Consider the following 24,486-nt stretch of genomic DNA (forward strand, 5'->3'; position numbering starts at 1 on the left):
AATCAACGCTAAAAAAAGAAGTTTATAGGGGGAAAGACAAGATGAAGTGGACTGTGGGGAGAAAACTTACTGCAATTTTTTCCGTGATGATGATATTGATATTGGCGATGAGCATAGGAGGAATAATTAGTTCATATACGTTAAATCAAAATACGAATACCATCAATCAACAGATCATACCTAAAGTCGATAGTCTTAATATACTAGAAAAAGGAACACAGAGTGTTTTAGGATTAACACAACAACATATCCTTACAAAGGGCAGTTCATACAAAATAGCGTACGAAGAACAGATTGCGAGCCACAAAATAAGTGTTGATAAGACAATAGAGTCCTATGAACATCTATTAACAGATCAAGTAGAGTTGGATATTCTGACTGAAGTGAAGGATATTTGGAGGCGCTTTAACAATCAAATTACAGGAATTATTACATTAAGTGCTGGTGATTGGTATGCAGAAGCGACGTTGGAGTCTTACGGAGCGGGTCTTACAATAAATGAAATGAACGAACAGCTGGAGTTACTTAGTACTTTACATGATGCGGAATTAAATACGATTGTAGAAAAAGGGGATTTATTATATAAAACAGTGTTAATCATTTTGGCGATTGGTACAATTGTCGCAATTCTAATATCGATATTGGGAATCCGCTTTTTACTCACAACGATTCAAAAACCGATTGTTGCTTTATCTAAAAACTTCAAGTTAATGGCAACAGGAGATTTGACGATTGACCCAATAGAGTTGAAAACGAAAGATGAAATTGGACAATTAGGCGAGGATTTTAACATGATGTTGGCGCAATTCAAGCTATTAATGACAAATCTACATCGACATATTGATACGGTTGCTTCAACGTCAATCGAACTTTCAGCGAGTGCAGAAGAAACAATGTATGCATCCACACAAATCGCAAACTCAATTATTGATGTTTCAGAAGGGGCATCAGATCAGTTGGAAAGTGCACGATCTAGTAATTTAATCGTTGATGAAATAACGATTGGGATGGATCATGCAGCAGAATCGATTCAAAAAGTATCCGAACTTGCGGTTTCAACGACAGACTTTGCAAAAACAGGTACTGAAATGATGGAGACAACGATGGAGAAAATGGATGATATTGAACGTTCTACAGAAAAAACTGCACTTGTTGTGGAGTCGTTGCATACTAAATCCATAGAAATTGGAAATATTGTTTCAATTATCACGAAAATTGCGGGTCAAACAAATTTATTAGCACTGAATGCTTCGATTGAAGCTGCAAGAGCGGGAGAACACGGCAGAGGTTTTGCGGTTGTGGCCAATGAAGTAGGCAATTTGGCAGCTAGTTCAGGGACAGCCGCAAATAATATTCGGCAGTTGATTGAGGAAATTCAAAAAGAGGTAGAGGAAGCAATTGCTGCGATGTCGACTTCTAAAAAGTATGTTGCTGAAGGACTCCGCATGGTACATCATTCAGGAGAAAGTTTTAATGAAATTACTCAAATGGTTGGTGAGGTATCTTCGCAAGCGGTAGAAATTTCAGCAATTAGTAAGGAGATTACCGAAAACACACATGCAATGAAGTTGATGGTTAATGCAGTTTCTACTATGTCTGAGCGTGCGGAAGCGAGTTCGCAAGATATTGTTGCAGCAGCTGAGGAGCAAAATGCGACGATGGAGGAAATTTCGGCTTCTTCTGTTGTGCTCAGTTCGATGGCGGAGACGCTTCGGGGTATGGTGTCGGTGTTTAAAATTAAATAAGGAAATTGGAAAAACGCCGACCATTTAGAAAGGTTAGCGTTTTTCTGTATTTTAGTTCATATTATCATCGTCTCTATCCCATCTTCTTTTGTCGGGTCGGTGTGTTTTTCGTGAGTTGTTGCGATTGCGGCTTTTCCAATGTTGTTTTCTTCGGGGGTCTTGTGATAATAGGTTTTCCAGTTCGGCATCTTCCATGTTTTCCGCGACTTTACGTATTTCATCTTCAAAAAAGAGTGACATGTCCACCCTCCTCCCTCTATATAACATACGAAGTTTTTAGAAGGGCTAAGGGGACAGGTGCGTACCGTTTTGGAATAAAGTCTTTTCGTTTGTGGTTTGTACTTTTGAGGTTTGTATAAGTGTGTGGTTAGCAATACCGCTTGGCGCTTGCGATGGCCTTTCGCAATGAGCTCGACAGAAAGTACACTGCCGATCTCATTGCAACGGCTCACGCTTGACGCTTTGGCGCTCGATTGTTCATTCTTTAGGATTGTGGGTTTGTAGTTTCTACAAGGTATGCGGGTTAGTGATTTTATGGATTATGGGGTTGGAATTTTTAATGGTTTGTGGTTAGCAATACCGCTTGGCGCTTGCGCCTGCAGGATGCAGGTGTGCAGCCTGCAGGCGCATGGACGCGGCGCTCTTTGGCTGCCATTCCTTCGGCTCACGCTTGACGCTTCTGCGCTGGATTGTTCATTCACTAGGATTGTGAGTTTGGAATTTTCACATGGTATGCGGGTTAGGGATTTATCGGATTGTTGGATTGCGGTTTTTAATGGTTTGTTGTCGTAAAAAATAATATTGTGGTTACACATCCCAAACAGTTCGTTGCAACTTGAAGCCAAACTTCTCACTACGAATAAAGGAAAAGTGTTACGATTGTCGAAATAAGTAGTGTGGAAAATAGGTAGGGGGAATTATGGTTTATGGGAAAACGTAAATTAGTAGTTGAAGATTTATATGCGTTGCAGTCTGTGACGAATCCGGTGTTGTCGCCTTGTGGCGGGGAAGTGGTTTTTGTTCGTACGCATATTGATGAGGATCAGAATGACTATGTTTCGAATTTATTTCATGTAGATGTTTTGAGCAATGAAGTGACGCAGTGGACGTTTGGAAAAGGGCGTGTTTCATCTCCTCAGTGGTCAGCGGATGGGACTAAAATAGCGTTTTTGTCGAATCGTGATGAGAAGAATCAGGTGTACGTATTGTCGACAAAGGGTGGAGAAGCGAGGGCTTTGACGTCTTTTGAAAAGGGTGTATCCAGTTATTTATGGTCGCCTTGCGGAAAGAAAGTATGGGTCAATGGTTCTGTGAAAGAAGGCAAAGCGTTTACAGATAAAGAAGAAAAAGATGAGAAGAAGTTTGCGGTCCCGTACCGAGTGACGAAGATGAAATACCAAATGGATGCGGTTGGTTTATTGCCACAAGATATTTTCAAACAAATTGGCGTGGTAGATATTGAAACGGGTGAAGTTACGCAGTTTACTGAAGGGAATCACCAATATACTCTACAAGCTGTATCTCATGATGGAACGAAAATAATTATGAGTGTCAATAAGTCTGAAAATCAGGATTACGAATTTGGTCAGCCGATGGTTATTGTGGATGTTGAAACGAAAGAGGAAACGGTTCTTGTTGATGAAGAGGGTAACTTTGGCGGAGCGACGTTTTCAAAAGACGATCGATACATAGCATATGTGGGGGCGAATCGTACGTTCCAAAATACGACGCATACCGACGTGGTTGTTTACGATACTACGGACGGTACTCGGATGAATTTGACTGAGAGCATAGATGCGCCTGTTGGGGATTATGCGATTGCAGATCTTCAACAAGGGGTGAGTGCACCTGCGGTAGTTTGGACAAAAGACAATCACTTGTATTTTCAATTGTCGACGATGGGCGATGTGCGTCTCTATTTTGCAACACTTGATGGGGCGGTCTATCCCGCTTCACCGGAAAATGAGCATATTTATGGGTACGATATATCGATTGATGGGACGTTTGCGATTGTCGCTGTAAGTAATGCAATTTCTCCAGGGGAGTTGTTTAAGCTAGAAATTACAACAGGTGAACGCAGTGCAATTACTTCGTTCAATCAAACCTATGTGGAAGAAGTAGAACTTATTGAACCTGAAGCAATTGTTTTTCAAGGAGCAAAAGAGTGGGATGTGCACGGTTGGTTGATCAAACCAGCGGGCTATGTCGCGGGAGAGAAATATCCTCTTGTACTCAACATTCACGGGGGCCCAGCGATGATGTATGGGAATTCATTTGTCCATGAAATGCAGTTGTTGGCAGCTGAAGGATATGGTGTACTCTACATCAACCCGCGTGGAAGTCATGGGTATAGTCAGCAGTTTGTGGATGCGGTTCGCGGCGATTACGGCGGCGCAGATTATGAGGATATTATGGCGAGTATAGACTTTGTTACGAGTGAAAATGAATGGATTGACACAGATCGTCTCGGAGTGACAGGCGGAAGTTACGGTGGATTTATGACGAACTGGATTGTGGGTCATACGAACCGATTTAAAGCCGCGGTAACTCAGCGCTCTATTTCCAACTGGATCAGCTTCTTTGGCGTTTCGGACATCGGTTACTTTTTCAACGATTGGCAGCACGGCGCGAATATGACGGATGTCGATGCGTTATGGGCTATTTCTCCGCTTAAATATGCAGAAAACATTGAGACACCTCTATTAATTTTACACGGAGAAAAGGACTTTAGATGTCCAATCGAACAGGCGGAACAGCTTTATATTACGCTTAGAAGTATGGGGAAAGAGACTGAGTTTGTTCGTTTCCCAGGTGCTGACCATAACCTATCTCGTGAAGGGGCACCAAATCTACGAATTGCGAGATTGGATGAAATTACGGGTTGGTTTAAGAAGTATTTGTAAAAGGGGAATGACTGGTGAATATATCCAGATAACAATGGTATAATGAATTCAAAACAGTTTCACAATTGGGGGTAATCCGAGTTGGCAATACACAATGTAATGGAAGATGTCATACGGGACGTGCTTTTGACGAATAAAGACCAATTACATTTAACGTGTTCATGTGAACGTTGCTTGAATGATATTATGGCGATTGCACTTAATAATTCTCCAGCACGCTACATCGTCGAAGAAAAATACAGCCCGTATGTGCGTGCAAATCATGAAGCAGATCGACAAGGTGCTACGAATATTTTGTCTACTGTTGCCAAAGCCGCAGCGATTGTTTCCAATGATCCACGTTGCCCTCAAACAACCGAAAAGATTGAGTAGAATGTAAAAACGAACGCCATCATAGAGATGGCGTTCGTTTTATTTGTCTATCGTATTAAAAAAACAGTCTTCCTTTACTTCCCTTTAAACTCCGGTTTTCGCTTCTCTACAAATGCCGCTAACGCTTCCAGGCGATCGGTTGTAGGAATTGTCAGTTCATACGCTTTTCGCTCGATTGCAAGCCCTGTTTGAAGATCGGTGTTCATACCGTTCTTAATCGCAAACTTCGCTTGTTGCAAAGCGATGGGCCCATTCGCTAATAGTAAATCTGCAAATCCGTTTGTTTCATCCACAAGACTTTCAGGTGAAACAACTTTCGTAAGCATGCCGTACTGGAATGCTTCATCTGCAGACAATCGTTTAGCCGTTAAAATCAGTTCAAGCGCTTTCGCTTCACCGATTAAACGAGGCAAACGCTGCGTTCCACCTGCACCTGGAATAATTGCAAGACTTGTTTCAGTTAAGCCCATTTTTGCGGTATCGGCGGCAATACGGAAATCACAAGCAAGCGCCAGTTCCATTCCGCCTCCAAAAGCAAAGCCGTTCATCATCGCGATTGTCGGTTGTGGTAAATTCTCTACCGCGGTAAAAACTTCACCTATTTTATAGATATTACGTTTGACCTGGGCGTCGGTAAGTGTTCTTCGTTCCTTTAAATCAGCCCCCACACTGAATGCACGGTCTCCGGATCCTGTGAAAATAACAACCCGAATGTCGGGATTAATGCGGATGGACTCGGTAATTTGCCCGAGCTCAACAAGCATGTCGTAATTGAACGCATTCATAGCATTTGGGCGATACAACGTCACAAAAGCAGTATTCCTTTTTTGCTCATACTGAACTAATTCCATTCTAAAATCCCCCTTCAAAAAAACATCATCTAAATGGAATATACCATTTTTTCAGTGGTGTCGCTATAAAAGAAAGTTTTACATTTCAGTAACTTTAAACTAGTATATTAGTAATGGTTGTATATATTAATTGAAAGCGGTGAACTGTGTGAATGTATTTGTAGGTAGGCAACCAATACTTGATAGCAACGGGAAAATATTAGGGTATGAATTGCTTTACCGCAACAGTGAAAAAAACTCATTTCCGAATGTGAATCCCGAAAAAGCGACGATTGAGTTGTTGATCAATACATTCCAGTTAATTGGGGTGGACCGTATTTCAGGAAGTCACTTATCTTTCATTAACTTCACGGCAAAACTGCTGACGGAAGATGTTTTTAATAGTCTTGATCCCAAAACGGTTGTTATTGAAATCCTAGAAGACGTTGAAATCACTCCTTCACTTATTACGAAGATGTATCGTTTAAAAGAAATGGGATTTGATATTGCCTTAGACGATTTCGTGTTAAATGAAGAATACGAACAAAACTCGATACTTTTCAACCTCATTACATACATCAAAGTAGATTTTCTAGCAACAACTACTGAAGAAAAGCGGAAAACAGAGAAATTCCTAGCAAAGTATCCTCATATTATTCTACTGGCGGAAAAAGTAGAGACTGAAATAGAATATCGTCTTGCAAAAGAAGCCGGATATACATTATTCCAAGGGTACTATTTTGCGAAACCTGAAATCATTAAAGGGTATGAAATTCCTCAAATTGTTACAAACCACTTCCAAATTATCGAGAAAATCAATTCAGATGATGCAAGTATTAAAGAAATCGCAGGGCTCATTAAAAAGAATATTTCATTGTCTTATAACTTATTGCGATTCATTAATTCACCGGGTATTGGAATTCCACAAAAAATAACATCCATTCAACAAGCGATCGTCCTAATGGGTCTAACTCAAATGCGGAAGTGGATGCATGTTCTCGCACTTCGTGAAATTCGTTTCCAGACGGCAAACGGACGCATTCATGCACTTACAAACTATTCAATGGGACGTGCAAAATTATGCGAATTGCTGGCGATCCATGCGGGTAAAAAGAACACCGACGAATACTTTCTAGCCGGATTGTTTTCACTTTTGAACGTCATAATGGGAAAAGAATGGGACGACATCTTAACGCATATTCCACTATCCAATCTTGTTAATGAAACGCTTCGTGGAAATCAGACGGAAATCTCCATGTATTTAGAAGTTGCTGAAGCCGCTGAACGTTTTGACTGGGAACGGTTGGAAGTTCTTGCTGCGCAACTTGGACTTACCTATGAAGAAATTCTGAAGTACTCAAATGAGGCTGTTCGTTGGTCTGAAGATTTGAACGAAGCCTAAAAAAAGAAAGGACTTTTGCATATGACGCAAACGGTTTCATCCGAAGTAAGGGATTTCCTAACAGGCCGCATTTGGCTTCGGGAGCACATCCCTTTTTCGTCTCTACTCATCAATGAACATATTGAGAGGGGAGACATTCACTGCATTCGTGGAATTACGACGAAAAAGTCTGTTTTCCAACAACAACATCTGTGCAATCGTTGTGAAAATGACAACCCGTCCCGTTTCACAATATTCAACTGTGCTAAATGCGAGGGGCCCTGTGCCTACTGCAGGCACTGTTTGAAAATGGGACGTGTTTCATCCTGTACAGAACTCATTTATTGGGCAGGGGAACAACCGATATTTCCAATGAAACACGCACTTGCATGGGAAGGAACATTGACCCCTCGTCAACAAAAGGCTTCCGACGAGCTTTCAGAAAGCACCGAACAAGGTATTCCTCATCTCGTGTATGCCGTATGCGGAGCAGGGAAAACCGAGATTTTATTCCAACCGATTCACCAGCAACTCATTCAAGGAAAACGCATATGCATCGCAGCTCCACGAGTCGACGTCATTCTTGAACTCGAACCACGATTCCGCACCGCATTTCCAACGACCTCCATCGAAGCGTTATACGGTGGGGCTGAACTCGAACCCGGCGGACCCGCACAACTTATCCTCGCAACGACCCATCAACTGTACCGATTCCGCGAAGCATTTGACGTCATTTTTGTCGATGAAGCCGATGCATTTCCTTACACGGCAGACGAAACCTTGAGAAAAGCCGTCCGAAAATCCGCAAAACCAAACGCTCCCATTCATTCCGTCACAGCAACCCCATCTGACAAACTCATCTCAGATATCCAAAAAACAGGTCGTATTTCGTCGATTAACCGGCGTTACCACGGTTATCCATTACCCATTCCGAGATACAATCCATTATGGAATTACTCGCGACATATTTCAAAAGGACGTTTACCGAAAAAACTCCTGGAATGGACTGAACAACGTCTTCTGAAGAAAGAACCATTCCTGATTTTCTTCCATTCCATCGAACTCATGCAGAAGGCGGAGCCGATCTTCCAAAAAATCCATTCATCGATTCATGCCGTCCACGCGTCCGACGAAAATCGAAAAGAACATGTCCAAGAGCTACGAAACAAGGAAGTTCCAGGTCTTCTCACAACGACCATTTTAGAACGCGGCATTACAATCGAAAACGTTCAAGTTGCCGTCGTCGGAGCCGAACAACCCATTTTTAACAAAGGGGCCCTCATTCAAATCGGAGGTCGAGTCGGTCGTTCCAGAGAGTTTCCTGACGGCGATTTTGTTCTGTTTCATCACGGGATCACATACGCCATGGACGATGCGAAAAACGAATTCCTTCAGCTGAATAAAGGAGGCGTCCCGATATGAAGGAATGCCTTCTTTGTACGAAAAGACTCGCCGACACTCCGTCATGGAAATCACTCCTCGGACTGGACCAACAAACTATAATCTGCGAAGACTGTTCAAAAAAGTTTCAACGAGCCGAAATAAAGGAAGAGGATACATCTGTCCTGGACAAAGTGACGTCTCTGTACACGTACAATGAAGCAATGCGGGACTACTTACATCAATTCAAATTTCTACAAGACATAGCGTTATCAAGTGTTTTTGCAAATGAACTCCGTGTTCATCTGCCAAAAGATGCCGTCATAGTGCCCATTCCGATGCATAGAGAAAAGCGGATTGTTCGGACCTTTGCGCAGGTAGATGAACTGCTGAACAGCGCAGGCGTTCCTTTTGTTCATTTGCTCGAAAAAACAGGAACCGAAGTGATGGGCGAAAAAACAAAAGCGGGGCGTTTAACAATGAAACCTCTTTTTAAATTAATCGGCCCACTCGCTATTGAACAAAAAACAGTTATACTTGTAGATGATATTTACACAACAGGCACAACACTTCGCCATGCAGCTACCGTTTTAAAAGAAGCGGGAGCCGAACGAGTGGAAGCGGTCACGTTGATCCGTGCCTAAACAAGAACCGAACTAGGAGATGGATACAATGGGAGAATTAAAAGATTGCCCAACATGTGGGGGCTTTTTCAACTACACGGGTATTCGTGATGTATGTGGGAAATGTGCAACGAACGAAGAGAAATTATATGAAGACGTATATAAGTTTCTAAGAAGACGTGAAAACCGCGCAGCAACGATTGAACGAATAGTTGAAGTGACAGGTGTCACAGAAGATTTGCTGCATAAATGGGTCCGTAAAGGAAGACTTCAACCGGCTTTATTCCCGAATCTCGGATATCCGTGCGACAAATGTGGCAAGCTAACGATTAAAGGAAAGCTATGCGAATCATGCACAACAGAGCTTCACAACGAAATCCGGACTTTTGACGCGGCAGTGGAATTTAGAGAAGCTGTCGATAAAAATGAAGTAGCCACGTATCATACGGATAGAAAATCAGGACGTTCTTAAGCTAGAACTTCTGAAGGGCATTATGTTTTCATTCAAAAGTCCCTTAACTTTAGCGAATTTAAACCGAAATAAGAAGTAGATGAACAAACGAATCGAAAGGAGAGAGGAATATGAAAATAAACAACTTCAATATGCCGCCCGTCAATCCATATAAAGCAAATCAGCAAAAAGTGGAAAAGACCGAAACAAAAGTACAAAAACAAACCGATAAACTCGAAATTTCAAACGAAGCAAAACAACTCTCAGGAATCCCTTCTTTTTCTGTGGAGCGAAACGAACGTGTACAAGAAATTAAAGCTCAGGTCGACGCTGGGACATACAAAGTAGATCCCGAAACCATTGCTAAGAACTTAATGAACTACTATAAGAACTGAAAGTAGATGACAAACCCTATGTCCAATTCAACGATTTTGACGATACTCGACAACCTAGAAAAACTTCATAGAAGTCTGCTACGGCTCGCGTACGACAAAACGGCACTCCTTAAGAGCGGGGACATGGAAGGACTCGACCAACTTTTAAAAGACGAGCAAGCCCATTTGGCAGCAATCTCTCAAATGGACCTAAGTCGGCAAACAGCTGTGGCAAACTACTTAAAAGATCAAGGGCGATCTGTGCCATTAAACCCAACTGTGGCGAATATACTAGACGCCGCACCGGAAGTGGAACGACAAAGCCTTGAGGAGGCGAGGGACCGTCTCCTGCATGCGATTCATGACTTGAAAGGACAAAACGACCTCAATCAGAAGTTGACCTACCAGTCACTTCAGTTCGTGAATCTATCGCTGGACATGATCCGGCCACAAATGGAATCCGTAACTTACTCTAAAAACGAAATCGCAGGAACAAAGAATTCGAGCGGAGAAAGAAGCTTCGACTCAAAAGCCTAAGGAGGTCAACCAGTGTCTACATTCATGGGACTCGAAACAAGCAAACGCGGACTCTTCACACAACAAACCGCTCTCTATACAACAGGCCATAACATCAGTAATGCCAACACTCTTGGCTACTCACGTCAACGCGTCAACATGGAAGCAACCGCAGGATTTCCAGGCGTCGGACTCGGTGCCGGCACAATGCCCGGATTTCTTGGAACAGGTGTACAAGCGGGATCGATTCAAAGAATTCGCGACGGTTTCGTTGATCAGCAATACAGACAGGAATCCAATAAGCTTGGGTACTGGGAATCCAAATCGCAAGCTGTAGCACAAATGGAAGACGTTTTGGCAGAGCCTTCTGAATATGGACTCCAGCAATCCCTAAGTGATTTCTGGGCATCCTTAAATGATCTTGCGGTGAATCCTGAAAATGCCGGCGCACGAACTGTTGTTGTCCGTAGAGGTGAAGCAGTAGCGGACTCATTCAATCACATGCATAAATCATTATCTGACATACAAACGAATCTTGGGAAAGAAATTAGTGTTACAACGAATGAAGTCAATGCGATTTTTCAACAAATTACAGAGCTCAACGAACAAATAGCGAAGGTTGAACCAAATGGCTATCTTCCAAATGATTTATACGATGCACGAGATCGATTGGTAGACCAGCTTTCAACCATTCTGCCAATCGAAGTAAGTTATGATCCTTCCGGTGGTCGCGCACCCGCAATTGCAGAAGGTTCGATTGTAATAAGAGTTAAGACAGATAATGGATCGATTGAAGTTTTGAAAGGCACTAGTTTTAATGAAATGTCGGTAACCTACAAGCAAGTTGATGGAAATCCAGATGGTGCAGTTGCGGGTTTTAATTTTGGTACAAATGATCTTCCTGTGGGAAATATGGTGAATACGGGGAAAATGAAGTCCCTTGTAGAATCTTTTGGATATATGGAGGGTACTGAAGTTAAAGGCATGTACCCAAATATGATGAATGATTTAAACAGAATGGCGAATGCGTTCGCAGTGGAATTTAATAATGTGCATAAAAATGGTACAGATTTGAATGGTGAGAAAGGTAAGGATTTCTTCGTTAAGGATAGTGCTGGGCTATTTACTGCTGAAAACATTAAGGTGTCTGATGATTTGTTGAAGGATCCAAACAAACTTGCCGCATCCGACTCTGCAGAGAAGATTGGTAATGGCGAGATTGGGAATGGGAACAATGCGAAAAATCTTGCCGGTGTTCAATTTTTGACTACTGTGGGACTCGAAGGTTCAACTATCCAATCCTTCTACCAAGGCGTCATTGGAAGACTAGGTGTAGAGGGCCGGCAAGCAGCAAACAATATGGTCAACTCAGGGACGCTATTAGGCGCAGTTGAAAATCGTCGTGCATCCATAAGTTCCGTTTCACTTGATGAAGAAATGACTGACATGATTCGCTTCCAACAAGCATACAACGCATCTGCTCGTATGATTACAGTTGTCGACGAAACACTCGATAAAATTATCAACGGCATGGGAGTCGTAGGTAGGTAAGAAAGGGGTTAACCATTAAATGCGCATAACACAATCCATGTTATCCAATAATATGCTTAGAAACCTATCCACAAGTTACTATAAAATGGGGAAACTTCAAGAGCAAATCAATACAGGTAAAAAGGTGAATCGGCCATCCGATGACCCCGTCGTTGCCATGAAAGGCATGGGCTACCGCATGCAAGTAGACAAAGTAGCCCAGTACCAACGCAATATGGGAGAAGTCCACAACAGGCTTGATAGTTCAGATGATGCACTCGATAAAGTGGGATCTGCTTTAATTCGTGTTCAAGAGTTGACGGTAGATGCAGCAAACGACACGAAAACACATGACGATCGATTGAAGATTTTAAAGGAAATCGAACAACTTCAAGCACAAGTACGTGATCTTGCAAATACTAAAGTCGGTGATAAACACTTGTTTTCTGGGACAAAAACCGACAGTCCGTTATTTGGTGAAAATGCGGCAGGTGATAAAACAATTGGCGGAGTAGTTATGCCAGTCAGTCCGGGAACAATTCCAGCAGAAGGATTTGAAAAAGACATCACAATCGAAGTATTTGATGGTGTTGAACTCAATGTAAACACAAATGGTTATAAGCTGTTTAAAGAGTTGGACGATGTAATGAGCGGTTTAATCGCAACAATTAAAGCCGGTAAATCAGGTGAAGAAATATCCAATCACCTAAAGGACATTAATAAGGCTCAAGATAGTGTTCTAGAAACACGGGCAGACATCGGTGCGCGTCAAAACCGTGCAGAAATGATGGAGAACCGTTTAGAATCACAAGAAGCTGCTGCCAAGAAACAAATGTCTGAAAACGAAGACATTGACTACGAAAAAACAATTACAGAAATGATTACACAAGAATCGATTCACCGCGCCGCACTTTCAGTAGGCGCACGAATTATTCAACCATCGCTTGTGGACTTTTTGAGATAAGATAGACAAGAACCGGGTGCCAAACACTGACATCAATTCGCTAGGAAGGCAGTCAAAGTACGCGACGTCCTGTTGCAATGACTGCATGATCCGCATTGTGCGGACCCGATAGTGACAGTGCTTGGCACCCTATTTCTATAGAACGGAAGGTGATTTCTATGAACGTCCCACAAATCCAAATTCAAACAACACGAGCGGTCCTAGGTCTTCAAATCACCAAACCAACCCAGGAAATAGAACAACCTAAAGCAACACTCACCCAAGAACAACCGGCCGCGATATTGGAAATGTCCACAACAAAACCGCAGCTTTCCATCGACACGACTGAGGCGCGTGCTGATCTGGATCTGAAAAGTTCATCAAGAAGAATAGCCGAAAATGCGCAATATGGTGAACAAGGTGTACAAGAAGGAATCGGTAGACGAGCACAAGAGGGGCAACAACTTGCGGCTATCGAAAATGGCGGCAACGCAATAGTTGAAATCATTAAACAAAATACTACACCACCACCCAAGCAGCTCGGCATTCGTTTCGTCGGCAACAGCACGAAAATCCAAACAAGCTTCCAACCCGGCTCACTCGATATTAAAATAACACCACAAAAAGCCGTTAATAACGTCCAAATCAACAAACCCATCCACCACTACAACCAAGGAAAAGTAACCGGCCAGATGGAACAGTGGAACTCACTTCAAATTGATTTTAAATACTAAAAAAGGAGTCAACCCAATGCAAATCCAAACAAAATTCCACGGCACAATTGCAATCGAACCCGATCAAACATGGTCCTTTCCAAAAGGACTTCCAGGATTCGAAACAGAAAATGAATTCACACTCCTTCCAATAGAAGGAAACAAATCGTTCTCAGTACTCCAATCCATACATACATCCGACGTAGCATTCATCGTCGCAAATCCATATACAATTGCCGTGGACTACTCGTTCAACATTGACGAACCAACGATTGACTTGTTAGAAATTGAACAACCTACAGACGTCTTCGTCCTAGGAGTTCTTTCATTGAAAGAACCTATCGAAACATCAACAATGAACCTACAAGCACCGCTCATCTTCCAATCCAAAACTAGAAAAGCAAAACAAATGATCCTAAACGATATCAAATTTTCACTACGCCACCCAATCGGCACACAAATGACTCAAGCAGAAGGGAAGGCGTAAATAGTGCTCGTACTCTCCCGTAAACCAGGCGAAACAATCCAAATCAGCGACAACATCGAAATCCGCATCCTAGAAGTAAAAGGCGACACCGTCCGAATCGGCATAGAAGCACCAAAATCAGTCGACATCTTAAGAGGCGAACTCGTTCAGTCGATATCGGATTCAAATACGGAAGCGATCACGTTAGATGCGTCGCTGTTTTCTAAGATACCAAAAGGGTGAATATACCATCGCACCACACATCATGTGTCAGCAGTCGACGCATTTTATCCTTCCAGGTGCCAGTTACTGACATCCATTCGTAGGGAAGGCAGTCTAAATACGCGACGTCCTGTCGCAACGACTGCATGACCTACATCGTGTAGGCCCAATTGTGACAGCAACTGGCACCTTTTTAAAAAAAGATATAAAAGTTTTTTGAAAACTACTAAACTACCATGCAGCCTATCCGATATAACTATTGTAAGCGGCAGTTAAGAGTTCGGCCGGCTCTTACTCCGCGAGCAACACTAAATGTAACGGTTCACAAGGACGTGAACCAAACAAAACTCAAGGAGGAAATTATAATGAGAATAAATCACAACATCGCAGCACTTAACACACACCGTCAGTTGAACAGTGCTACACAAGCACAAGGTAAATCAATGGAGAAATTATCTTCAGGTATGCGTATTAACAAAGCTGGGGATGACGCGGCTGGTCTTGCAATTTCCGAGAAAATGCGTGGACAGATTCGCGGGTTGGATCAAGCTTCTAAAAACTCACAAGATGGTATTTCAATGATTGCTACTGCTGAAGGTGCACTTAATGAAACACACGATATCCTTCAACGTATGCGTGAACTGGCTACTCAAGCAGCTAACGATACAAACGTAGGTGTAGACCGTGGGGAAATTCAAAAAGAGATTAACCAACTTTCTACTGAAATTAATCGTATTGGTAATACTACAGAATTCAATACGCAAGGTGTATTAAAAGGTGATGGCGGAGTTGATTTAGCTAAAACTGAAATTGTAAGTAATACAACTGCTGAAGGATCATCTATTTTGTCAGAAGCTACTGCAAAAGTTACGATAACTACTGCAGCAACAGAAGGCAGTACAGTATCTATGGATATAGGTGGAGAAAAGTTCAGCCATACATTTAGTGCAGAAGATGCTACCAATATTACAAATGCTGGTGATGCAGCAGCAGCTGCTTCTTTAGCAACAGCAAATGATGCAGATGATATACAACCAGGTGAACAAGCCCTTGCAGATGCTGCAAAGGCACAAGCACTACTAGATACAACTGCAAGTACAATTAATACTGCTCTTAATGCTTTTATTTCTACTAATGAAACTTTAAAAGGTCAGTTTTCTTCTAATGTAATTGACGATGAAGTAACAATCGCTGCAGTTGATGGTAAATCGTTTGATGGAGCAAAAGGTACTATTTCTCTTGCTCAAGAGACTGGAGATATTGAATTTACAGCAACTGCAGGTGTAGGAACAACAACAAATGTAGCAGCAACTTCTGTTATTGACTTTGGAAGCATTGTGAAAGATAATGTTGCGGGCGATGCAATTGATAAGACCGCTTCGGCTAAAGCACTTACAGACTTAGTTGGTAAAGGATTCGAAATCAATGGAACAAAAGTGGAATTCTATAATGTCAACGATGGTGCATATAAAGGTGATGCATTAGGTGTTGATATCAGCAAAGCATTGGATGCTGTAACAGATGCTACCGGTACAACAACAGACTTTGCGGCTAATACTTCAGCAATTCAAGATGCATTTTCAAAAGCAGTTGCTGATCAAATCGGTAATAAAGTTGAGGGTGCTGTAATTACTACTGGAGTAGCTGGAAAACTGACTGTAACTTCTACAGCAACTGGAACAGATGCTAAACTTGAAATTAAAGATGGTGCTGTGAAAAAAGAATTTGAAGCTACTTTCCAAGTAGGAGCAAACAAAGGCCAAAGTATGACAATATCAATAGCTGATATGCGTTCTGAAGCTTTAGGCATCACTGGGAAAGCTGGAGCTGATGGATTTTCCAAAGAGAGTACTGTAACAGATGGAACTAGTAGAGTTAATCAAGAGGCTGCTCTTGATGTCTCATCTCATGCTAGTGCCACAGCTGCTATCGAAAAAATTAATAAAGCAATCGAGACAGTATCAAGCGAACGTTCTAAATTAGGTGCATTCCAAAACCGTTTAGAGCACACAATCAACAACTTAAACACATCTTCCGAAAACCTAACTGCTGTGGAATCTCGTATCCGTGACGTAGACATGGCGAAAGAAATGATGGAACAAACAAAGAACTCGATCCTTTCACAAGCTTCACAAGCAATGCTTGCGCAAGCAAACCAATTACCGCAGGGTGTTTTACAACTCCTTCGTTAATATTAATAATAATCCGGTTTTCCTTAATTGGAAGACCGGATTTTATATTTTAAAGCAATCCTCTTGAGTCTTTCGGGACTTAGGGGGGTGTTTTTGTATGGAATCTGTTTTTACTGCACTTTCAAGTAGATATTATTATCTTGTATACAAATAGTAATGCCTAAATTTTAGGTGCCTGTGCATAAAACTATTCTGACTATACGCTTCAATTACATATTTATTCGGTATATACTGAAAAACCCATTGTATTTGTATGTATATACAATTGTTTGAATAGTGTATTGAGATTTCATGCACAGGCACCTTTTCGAGCTGTGTCAACCTCTACAATACAGTGTTTATCCGCCTCTGGAATACTTATCGAACGATTCCAATAGCTTCCGTTTTTCCCTTGAATACGATTTAATGATTGTATAATTAATGTTTTCATCTCCTCTTTTTTAGTGGGGTGGTATATCGGAAGTTCTGTGATTGGTACTTCTCCTATACCCTGAAAACAGTGGTTTTTTCATTTTCAAACTATGTATTTAACATAATAGGTACCCAAAATCCCAATGGTACCGGTGGAGAATAGTTCTCTACCGGGATTTTACTGTGGTTTTTTAAGGACAGTTCTACTTTCCGTAAGGGACGCCAAGTATTGCCACAACTTCATAAATGAAAGACAGTCCAATATTATCAAAGCGGACTATGAAAGGGGTGTAGCCCTATTTCTCTTGTAGAAAAGTCTATATCATAAAGGTACAAAAGGTGTTTGTACCAATAGCATCCTTGAGTTAAACTTTTTTGACTTATCGAATAGTTCTTAGTGCATATGTTTTTCCAATATAATAAAATTGCTATATAATTTCGCCTATATGAAACGTTAATAGTAGATGGTATATTTTATATACAATACTAATATAGTAAAGTCGGCATCATAGGGAGAGAAAAAAATGAATATCAATTAGTGTTAGGTACCTGTGCACGAAACTATTCTGATTATACACTACAATTACATATTTATTCGGTATATGCTGAAAAACCTTTTGTATTTGTATGTATATACAATCAGTTGAATTGTTTGTCGTTGTTTCATGCACAGGTACCCCAAAGTTTAAAGTTTCGCCCCTAATAATCCTCTTATTCGATCACATTCAGACCCTCTCTCCAATCCAACGTGAATAGTAACTTATCTGTTGAAAGTTCAAGCACTTTCCAATACTTTAAGTTTTCTTGAGTACTTTTTTCGTAAATGCTAGAATTTCAGGTACCTGTGCGTAAAACTATTCAGGTTATTCAACGTGAATGCATAATAATACAAATTTTAATAAAGCTTATACGCTTATCTACTAATATTTTATAAATACTCAATTTGTTGAATAATGTATTGAAGTTTCATGCACAGGCACCTTTTTTATGGAAATCCGGTCTTTCTTAATTGGAGGATTGGATTTTTCTCTTTGTTTTGTATTATTAAAGCAAACCATAAAATGGACTGCTGAGTTTTAGGTATCATTTTGAAAGTTTGACTGCAGCTGAGTAACGTATCAGGGGCGTTGATATGACAAATGGGATGACGGACTTCACGAAGAACGATATCTTAACTTAAGCAGCACAGGCGATGCTTATGCAATCAAACCAACGGATGCGGGGGTAGCTCAATTACTTCGTAAATTAAAATAAAACTTATTAATAGAACGACTCTAAATTATTGGAGTCTTTATTTGTTTAATCTAATATTCAGTGTACAATAAAGAGAACAAGTGTTTCTATTTATGTTGGTTACTATGAGAAACAGTAAGTTACAAATATGATCAAGAAACTGCTCAACTTGGAGGTGATTGTATTGAAACGGGAAATTATTATTGTCGCAAAAGTAAAGCTCTATACTAATAAAATTGAACAACAGTTATTATACGATACACTACAAAGTAATCGGGACGCGCTTAATGCAGTTTCCCAAGTCGCTTTTAAGAAGGGGCTCACAAATGCTAATATTCTACAGAAAGAAACATATGAAATGGTTCGCCGAAATTTTAACCTTAAAGCCCAGATGGCCTGTAATGTCGCACGAAGTGTGGCTGGGAAGTATAAGGCGCTTAAAACAAACGGTAAGTCGATTGTAAAGCCTATTCGTTTTCAGAAGCCAGAACTTGTCTATTCATATAACCGAGATTATAGTGTTCGAAAAGACGGGAAGTTATCTCTTGGAACTTTAAAGGGACGCATCGTTATTTCATTTGAACGCAAAGGCATGTCCCATTTCTTTGACGGAGCGTGGCGGTTCAAAACGATGACCTTACTGTTGAAAAAAGGAACTTACTTTGCTTGTTTTTCGATGTCACAAGAAGTTGATGCTATTGAAACTGAGAAAATACAACAGATTATCGGTATTGATCTGGGTATCAACTTTCTATCTGTTGGTTACGATGGTAAGAAAGCATCATTCGTGAATGGACGTGAAATAAAAGACAGGCGGGCTAAATACCAGCGCCTTAGAAAAGCCCTTCAAAAGAAACAGACATCTTCTGCACGTAGACGCCTGAAGCACATTGGACGACGAGAAAACCGTTGGATGCGTGATGTTAATCATCAGGTCACAAAGGCACTCGTTACCCGTTATGGAAGTGGAGCTTTATACGTTATCGAAGATTTAACCAATGTGCGGAAGGCTACAGAAAGAGTCAGAAAAAAAGATCGGTATCTCACGGTGTCTTGGTCATTTCACCAGTTTCGTCTGTTTTTGACCTATAAAGTGGAACGGGCAGGCGCGCACATAGTGGCAGTTGATCCAAAATATACGAGCCAGAAATGCCCGAAATGTAGTCATACAGAAAAGGCTAACCGTATTAAGAAGATGCATACATTTTGCTGTCGGTCATGTGAATATACTTCTAACGATGATCGCATTGCTGCGATGAATTTATATTACAAGGGAATGAAGTACCTTGATAGCCAAAAGGCTATGTCCTAGTGAGCATGACTCATTGAGACGGGTAGCTGTCAACCTGCCCTAATGCAAAGCCATCACACTATATTTATAGCGTGGCAAAAAGGAAGGAGCAGAATTGCATTTGTACTTCCGGGCATTTGTAAGATTCTTGGTTTTTGTAAGAATCAGTTGGCCGACTAGGATAGACCGTTTGAAATGAAATCTATAACGATGATTTTACTATTCTGAATTAGTGTTAGATACTTATGCGTGAAACAATCTTGACTATCAATAAAATTACATATTTATTCGATATATGTAGAAGAATCCTTTTTATTTGTATGTATGTATATATGATTGGTTGGATTGTTTGTTTTTTTCATGTACGGGTACCTTTTTGAGTCAATATTGGAAACCTCTTAGCATCTATAGATGCTAAGAGGATTCTTTTAACTCACTTATCAAGTTTGATGAAAAAAGTGGAGAGGCATTATTCAGAGTGACACTGACTCTTTAAACAATTACGGAAAAATAATTATTTGTACTCTGTGTGAGTCTTGTACTTGTTCTTTGCGAGCTTTATTCTAAAACTACATCGAAACTATCTTTGAGAAAAGTTGAAAGGTTTTTTGCATTTTGATATGGATTGTCTTTTTTAATTGTGAAATGAAAATCCTCGACTACCACATCAATGTTATCATTGATTGGATTTAGAGAGATTTTTCCGCGTTTCGGTTGTATTGAGTTTGGGTCCGACCCCGAACTCAATACTTTTTTTGATAAAGCAAGCTGTTCTGTAAGCTTTATCTTAGGTAAAGCATGAAGGGATTCAGCTTGTTCCGTTTTTCTCTTGTTGAAATCAGGAACATTATTAAATCCCAATTTTTCTATCATTAAGTTTTCGAAACGTAAATCAATTGGATTATCATTTGATGGTAATACAGCTAGAGTACTATCCCCGATGCAGCCTGCTAAAATACGGTTAAGTTTTAACTGGCGATTATTGTCATCAATATAAATCACGTGATTCACATTTTTTCGACTATGAATTCTTATTCGTGAAGAATCTAAGGAAGCAACAGTACTAATATCTTTAGGGCTGATAAAGAAGTATCTTCCAGATTCTAAATGACAGACAATCGTTTCATCTATTTTTTCAAACTTCATATTCTCACCTCCATTCCCATAACTTATATTAACTCAAATCAATCAATATTCATATGTATTTTTAAAGAGGACACAACTTTAGATTTTAGGTACCTGTGCACGATAATACTCTGATAATACACTATAATTACATATTTACTCGGTATATACTTAGTGTTAGGTACCTGTGCAGAGCGACCGAGCCTAGGTTGCAACATATAGCGGGTGGGAACCCCGCCGAGTAAGAACTAGCCATTCACTCGTAGCGAGTCTTGGAGGATATTGGGTCACCTTTTCGAACTCGCAGGGCCTCTTCAATATATTCCCGTAAATCGTACAAATCATCGCTGCATTCACATATTTAGCTGCGTCCGCCTCTACAATAAAGTATATATCCGCCTCTGGACCCCTTATCGAACGATTCCAATAGCTTCTATTTTTGATTTGAATAGGATTTAATGATTGTATAATTAATGTTTTCATCTCCTCTTTTATAGTGGGGTGGCATTTCAGAAGTTCTGTGATTGGTTCTTCTCCTATACCCTGAAAACAGGGGTTTTTTCATTTTCCAACTATCTATTTAACATAATAGGTACCCAAAATCCCGGTGGAGAATAGTTCTCTACCGGGATTTTACTGTGGTTTTTTAAGGACGGTTCTATTTTCCATAAGGGATGCCAAGTATTGCCACAACTTTATAAATGAAAGACGGTCCAATATCATCAAAGCGGACTATGAAAGGGGTGTAGCCCTATTTCTCTTGTAGAAAAGTCTATATCATAAAGGTACAAAAGATGTTTGTACCAATAGCACCCTTGAGTTATACTTTTTTGACTTATCGAATAGTTCTTAGTGCATATGTTTTTCCAATATAATAAAATTGCTAGATAATTTCACCTATATGAAACATTACAAGTAGATGGTATATTTTATATACAATACTAATATAGTAAAGTTAGCATCATAGGGAGAGAAAAAATGAATATCAATGAATTGAAGCAAGAAGATTGGCTTAAGAAAAACAACATTATGGCAATTGGATTTGCGCTTGAGGCGGGACTTGGTCTTATTGCTCAAGTCGTACTTCGTTCGTCCTAAATTATTCAAGTATGCGTAGCTGTGCCGTTTGTATTTGCAATAGCTCTTTACTTTATTAGCAAAAAAGTGAGTATTATCGCACGGTTTTTACCTTATATTTTGCTCATTCTTAACTTTGTCATTGCACTATCGATCATTTTATTTTCGGAAGCGAATTTAGGAACAATTGGAATCATTATACTACTCTTAGTTCTCGGTTCGATACACGGGCAGATGCGAATTATGGTGTTTGGTTACGTTCTAAGTTTTATAGCACTGATTATGAATAATGTCCTTTTTGCATCTCCGGAGCTCGTTGAAGGAAGTGGGAAGAATCTTGTTATCCTTCATTTACTTTCCGGGGTTGTACTTTTTCTTCTTGTTCGCCAAAATGGGCGCGTATTTAAGCATGTAGAAGAACTGGTAGAACTTTCGACTGCGAAAGCACTTGAAGAGGAAGCGCATGCGTTAAAGCTTGATCATGCAGTGTTGAAAATAACATCCAACCTGGAACGTCTTCGCATTAATACAAACACTACCAGTACTTCGCAACAGGAAATGCTGGCAGCTGTTGAAGAAGTAAGTTCGGGGAGCCAACATCAGGCGGATCATATTTCAGACATTGCAGCAAATACAGAGCGAACACATAACTCTGTTCAAGAAATTGGCGAAGGACTCGGGCTTGTCGTTATCCAAGCAAATGAAGCCGAGAAAAAAGCGGATGAAGGGACGACGAGGATAGCTCGTTTGAAAGACAGTGTCGATGTATTTAGGGAGTTTTTCAACGAGTTGAATGAAACCTTTTCCGTTCTATCTATCAAAATAAACGAAACGAATGCATTTGCAAGGTCCATAAAAGAAATAACGGATCAGACGAATCTTCTTGCGCTGAATGCGAGTATTGAAGCCGCGCGCGCGGGTGAACACGGCAAAGGGTTTTCAGTTGTTGCGGATGAAATTCGGAAATTGGCTGGCTTAACAGATAAAACACTTTTGAAAATTGATGAGAACTTAGTTGATGTGAACCGCTACAATGAGCTTGCTGTACTGAAACTTGGCGAAGGATTAAAGCATGTTGCGATGCAGACTGAAGTTGCGGATGACTCAAGCCAATCATTTAATGAGTTGTTTGTATCGATGACGGAACTGCAAAGGCAACTATCCAAATTCATTGTAGATTTCGAAGTCATCGCTACAGATAGTGAAACGATTCGAGAGCGAACGGTGGACTTTGCTGCAATTATTGAACAAAGTACGGCAGCGATAGAAGAACTAAATGCCACATTAATCGAACTCACGGACGAACAAGACCAAATTGCAAATTATATTAATGACACACATAGTGAAGCGGTGCAAATGAGGGCTTAATGGAAATAACCTTCATTACTGGGTGTCAGGCGCTGTGTAGCAAACGAGTATTGGTTTTTTATTCGTTATTAGTGGAGCGCATCAGAATGGAAATCAGTGCAGCACATCGAATTTTTTCGTTGTGCCGCGCTTTTTTTGTATCTAGATTTTTGGAACCTGTGCGCAAAATTGTTCTAACTAAACGCTTCAATTACATATTTATTCGGTATATACTGAAAAATTCATTGTATTTGTATGTATATCCAATTGGTTGAATAGTGTATTGAAGTTTCATGCACAGGAACCTTTTGAAATTAAATATTGAACGGCAGACACAACGTCGAGATAGCTCTCGACAATATCTCTTTTTTTAATACTCTTAAATTCTTAAGGTATTGCTGAGGGCAAATAGCCTTGAAGATAAGGAGCAATTTGCATTTCGTCTTCTACTGAATTTGCTATCGTATTGGGTGCATTTTGCACTGTCTGATCATGCAAAGACGAATATTCAATCCGTTATCTTTTTTATGCACGTCTAATAAACCCACTTATACCCATTGCTCTTATTTTAAGAAATGAGCAATTTAAAATGGAATTGTTGCAACGAATTTACCTCATTTACCCCAACTTGTACCGCCAACGATGGAATGATTCGAAGCGGTTCCCATTAATTAATCACTTCATCGTAAAACTCCCTTTAGTAAATCCCACTTAAACTCCCTCAGTCGATGGTGATTTTATTCATAGAAGCACGATAACTTTTGTACAGTCGAATGGGACTGTTCATTAGTTATATAGACTTAAAATCAGAAAAAGGATACTAAGAAGTTGAAATATCTTTTGAATTAATTTACGGTACCTTTTCAAGCACTATTATCTCAGACCCAATCGAATCCATTTTCATTCCCATTTAACTTAACTATCATTATATAAAGCCGATATAAACCATAATGAAGATTCTCAAATACAGGGGGATTGGCGAATGGTTAATCGTATAAGTGGCGGCACCGTTTTAAGTCAAGCTATTGTATCAACTGAGACAGCACCACCAGATTTAGATATAGTTGTGGCACAAATACAACCGATACAACAAAAAGTTCAGCAAGAGTCTGATAATGAACAGCAGTTGCCAAAAGATAAAGCGATTCAGCTGACGGATGGTATGAACAAGTTTATGCAAACTGCAAATACGCAATTGCGTTTTAAATTTCATGAAGAGCTCAACGAATACTATGTAACAGTCGTAGATTCAACGACGGACGAGGTCATACGGGAGATTCCATCCAAGAAACTGTTGGATATTCATGCGGCGATGCGGGAGTTTGTAGGCATACTTGTTGATCGGAAAATATAAGGAAGGC

22 protein-coding genes are annotated in these 24,486 nt (G+C 40.4%); 18 read left to right on the top strand and 4 right to left on the bottom strand.

Annotated features, from left to right (window positions below):
- The first annotated feature begins 41 nt into the window (after positions 1-41).
- On the top strand, positions 42-1,745 hold the full coding sequence (locus ACFSFY_RS02055; protein WP_381535511.1) for a methyl-accepting chemotaxis protein: 1,704 nt from the start codon (positions 42-44) through the stop codon (positions 1,743-1,745).
- 51 nt (positions 1,746-1,796) lie between these two features.
- Here the strand turns inward: ACFSFY_RS02055 and ACFSFY_RS02060 are convergent, their stop codons facing one another.
- The gene (locus ACFSFY_RS02060) at positions 1,797-1,985 is read right to left on the bottom strand and encodes a hypothetical protein (protein WP_381535512.1); all 189 of its coding nucleotides are present in this window, start codon (positions 1,983-1,985) and stop codon (positions 1,797-1,799) included.
- 686 nt (positions 1,986-2,671) lie between these two features.
- Here ACFSFY_RS02060 and ACFSFY_RS02065 point away from each other — a divergent pair.
- The gene (locus tag ACFSFY_RS02065) at positions 2,672-4,648 is read left to right on the top strand and encodes a S9 family peptidase (RefSeq protein WP_381535513.1); all 1,977 of its coding nucleotides are present in this window, start codon (positions 2,672-2,674) and stop codon (positions 4,646-4,648) included.
- Between the two features lie 81 nt (positions 4,649-4,729).
- A complete protein-coding gene (locus ACFSFY_RS02070; RefSeq protein WP_381535514.1) occupies positions 4,730-5,020 on the top strand; it encodes a late competence development ComFB family protein in 291 nt (96 codons plus the stop codon).
- Between the two features lie 74 nt (positions 5,021-5,094).
- On the opposite strand, the gene ACFSFY_RS02075 is transcribed toward ACFSFY_RS02070, so the two are convergent.
- Positions 5,095-5,871 (bottom strand): enoyl-CoA hydratase-related protein, encoded by a 777-nt coding sequence (locus ACFSFY_RS02075; protein WP_381535515.1) that lies wholly within the window; start codon positions 5,869-5,871, stop codon positions 5,095-5,097.
- Between the two features lie 148 nt (positions 5,872-6,019).
- On the opposite strand from ACFSFY_RS02075, the gene ACFSFY_RS02080 reads away from it, so the two are divergent.
- From ACFSFY_RS02080 to ACFSFY_RS02135, 12 genes are all read left to right on the top strand, one after another.
- Positions 6,020-7,252, top strand: a complete 1,233-nt coding sequence (locus ACFSFY_RS02080) for an EAL and HDOD domain-containing protein (protein ID WP_381535516.1) — start codon at positions 6,020-6,022, stop codon at positions 7,250-7,252.
- A gap of 288 nt (positions 7,253-7,540) precedes the next feature.
- Positions 7,541-8,653 (top strand): ATP-dependent helicase ComFA, encoded by a 1,113-nt coding sequence (locus ACFSFY_RS02085; RefSeq protein ID WP_381535580.1) that lies wholly within the window; start codon positions 7,541-7,543, stop codon positions 8,651-8,653.
- A complete protein-coding gene (locus tag ACFSFY_RS02090) occupies positions 8,650-9,255 on the top strand; it encodes a ComF family protein (protein ID WP_381535517.1) in 606 nt (201 codons plus the stop codon). Before ACFSFY_RS02085 ends, ACFSFY_RS02090 begins: the two co-directional genes overlap by 4 nt.
- Before the next feature lie 28 nt (positions 9,256-9,283).
- Positions 9,284-9,706: a TIGR03826 family flagellar region protein gene (locus ACFSFY_RS02095; protein WP_381535518.1), complete on the top strand. Its 423-nt coding sequence runs from the start codon at positions 9,284-9,286 to the stop codon at positions 9,704-9,706.
- A gap of 110 nt (positions 9,707-9,816) precedes the next feature.
- Positions 9,817-10,080, top strand: a complete 264-nt coding sequence (gene flgM / locus ACFSFY_RS02100) for a flagellar biosynthesis anti-sigma factor FlgM (protein WP_381535519.1) — start codon at positions 9,817-9,819, stop codon at positions 10,078-10,080.
- 18 nt (positions 10,081-10,098) lie between these two features.
- Complete coding sequence (locus tag ACFSFY_RS02105; protein WP_381535520.1) at positions 10,099-10,596, top strand: flagellar protein FlgN; 498 nt, start codon at positions 10,099-10,101, stop codon at positions 10,594-10,596.
- Between the two features lie 12 nt (positions 10,597-10,608).
- Positions 10,609-12,126: a flagellar hook-associated protein FlgK gene (flgK, locus tag ACFSFY_RS02110; protein ID WP_381535521.1), complete on the top strand. Its 1,518-nt coding sequence runs from the start codon at positions 10,609-10,611 to the stop codon at positions 12,124-12,126.
- Positions 12,127-12,145: 19 nt separating this feature from the next.
- Complete coding sequence (gene flgL, locus ACFSFY_RS02115) at positions 12,146-13,069, top strand: flagellar hook-associated protein FlgL (RefSeq protein WP_381535522.1); 924 nt, start codon at positions 12,146-12,148, stop codon at positions 13,067-13,069.
- A 158-nt stretch (positions 13,070-13,227) separates the two neighbouring features.
- Complete coding sequence (locus ACFSFY_RS02120; protein ID WP_381535523.1) at positions 13,228-13,782, top strand: DUF6470 family protein; 555 nt, start codon at positions 13,228-13,230, stop codon at positions 13,780-13,782.
- A 16-nt stretch (positions 13,783-13,798) separates the two neighbouring features.
- Positions 13,799-14,248 (top strand): flagellar assembly protein FliW, encoded by a 450-nt coding sequence (fliW, locus tag ACFSFY_RS02125; RefSeq protein WP_381535524.1) that lies wholly within the window; start codon positions 13,799-13,801, stop codon positions 14,246-14,248.
- A 3-nt stretch (positions 14,249-14,251) separates the two neighbouring features.
- A complete protein-coding gene (gene csrA / locus ACFSFY_RS02130; RefSeq protein ID WP_381535525.1) occupies positions 14,252-14,470 on the top strand; it encodes a carbon storage regulator CsrA in 219 nt (72 codons plus the stop codon).
- 344 nt (positions 14,471-14,814) lie between these two features.
- Complete coding sequence (locus ACFSFY_RS02135; protein WP_381535526.1) at positions 14,815-16,641, top strand: flagellin N-terminal helical domain-containing protein; 1,827 nt, start codon at positions 14,815-14,817, stop codon at positions 16,639-16,641.
- Positions 16,642-16,930: 289 nt separating this feature from the next.
- Here ACFSFY_RS02135 and ACFSFY_RS02140 read toward each other — a convergent pair whose 3' ends face one another.
- Positions 16,931-17,071 carry a hypothetical protein gene (locus ACFSFY_RS02140; RefSeq protein WP_381535527.1) on the bottom strand — a complete coding sequence of 47 codons (141 nt, stop codon included), beginning with the start codon at positions 17,069-17,071 and terminating at the stop codon, positions 16,931-16,933.
- A 1,389-nt stretch (positions 17,072-18,460) separates the two neighbouring features.
- On the opposite strand from ACFSFY_RS02140, the gene ACFSFY_RS02145 reads away from it, so the two are divergent.
- Positions 18,461-19,597 carry an RNA-guided endonuclease InsQ/TnpB family protein gene (locus ACFSFY_RS02145; RefSeq protein ID WP_381535581.1) on the top strand — a complete coding sequence of 379 codons (1,137 nt, stop codon included), beginning with the start codon at positions 18,461-18,463 and terminating at the stop codon, positions 19,595-19,597.
- Between the two features lie 537 nt (positions 19,598-20,134).
- Here the strand turns inward: ACFSFY_RS02145 and ACFSFY_RS02150 are convergent.
- A complete protein-coding gene (locus ACFSFY_RS02150) occupies positions 20,135-20,722 on the bottom strand; it encodes a hypothetical protein (RefSeq protein WP_381535528.1) in 588 nt (195 codons plus the stop codon).
- 1,098 nt (positions 20,723-21,820) lie between these two features.
- Here ACFSFY_RS02150 and ACFSFY_RS02155 point away from each other — a divergent pair.
- Positions 21,821-23,146, top strand: coding sequence for a methyl-accepting chemotaxis protein (locus ACFSFY_RS02155; RefSeq protein ID WP_381535529.1), 1,326 nt, complete (start codon positions 21,821-21,823; stop codon positions 23,144-23,146).
- A 961-nt stretch (positions 23,147-24,107) separates the two neighbouring features.
- Positions 24,108-24,479 carry a flagellar protein FlaG gene (flaG, locus tag ACFSFY_RS02160; RefSeq protein WP_381535530.1) on the top strand — a complete coding sequence of 124 codons (372 nt, stop codon included), beginning with the start codon at positions 24,108-24,110 and terminating at the stop codon, positions 24,477-24,479.
- Positions 24,480-24,486 lie beyond the last annotated feature (7 nt).

The organism is Sporosarcina siberiensis, from assembly GCF_042681925.1.
Classification (GTDB): Bacteria; Bacillota; Bacilli; order Bacillales_A; family Planococcaceae; genus Sporosarcina; species Sporosarcina siberiensis.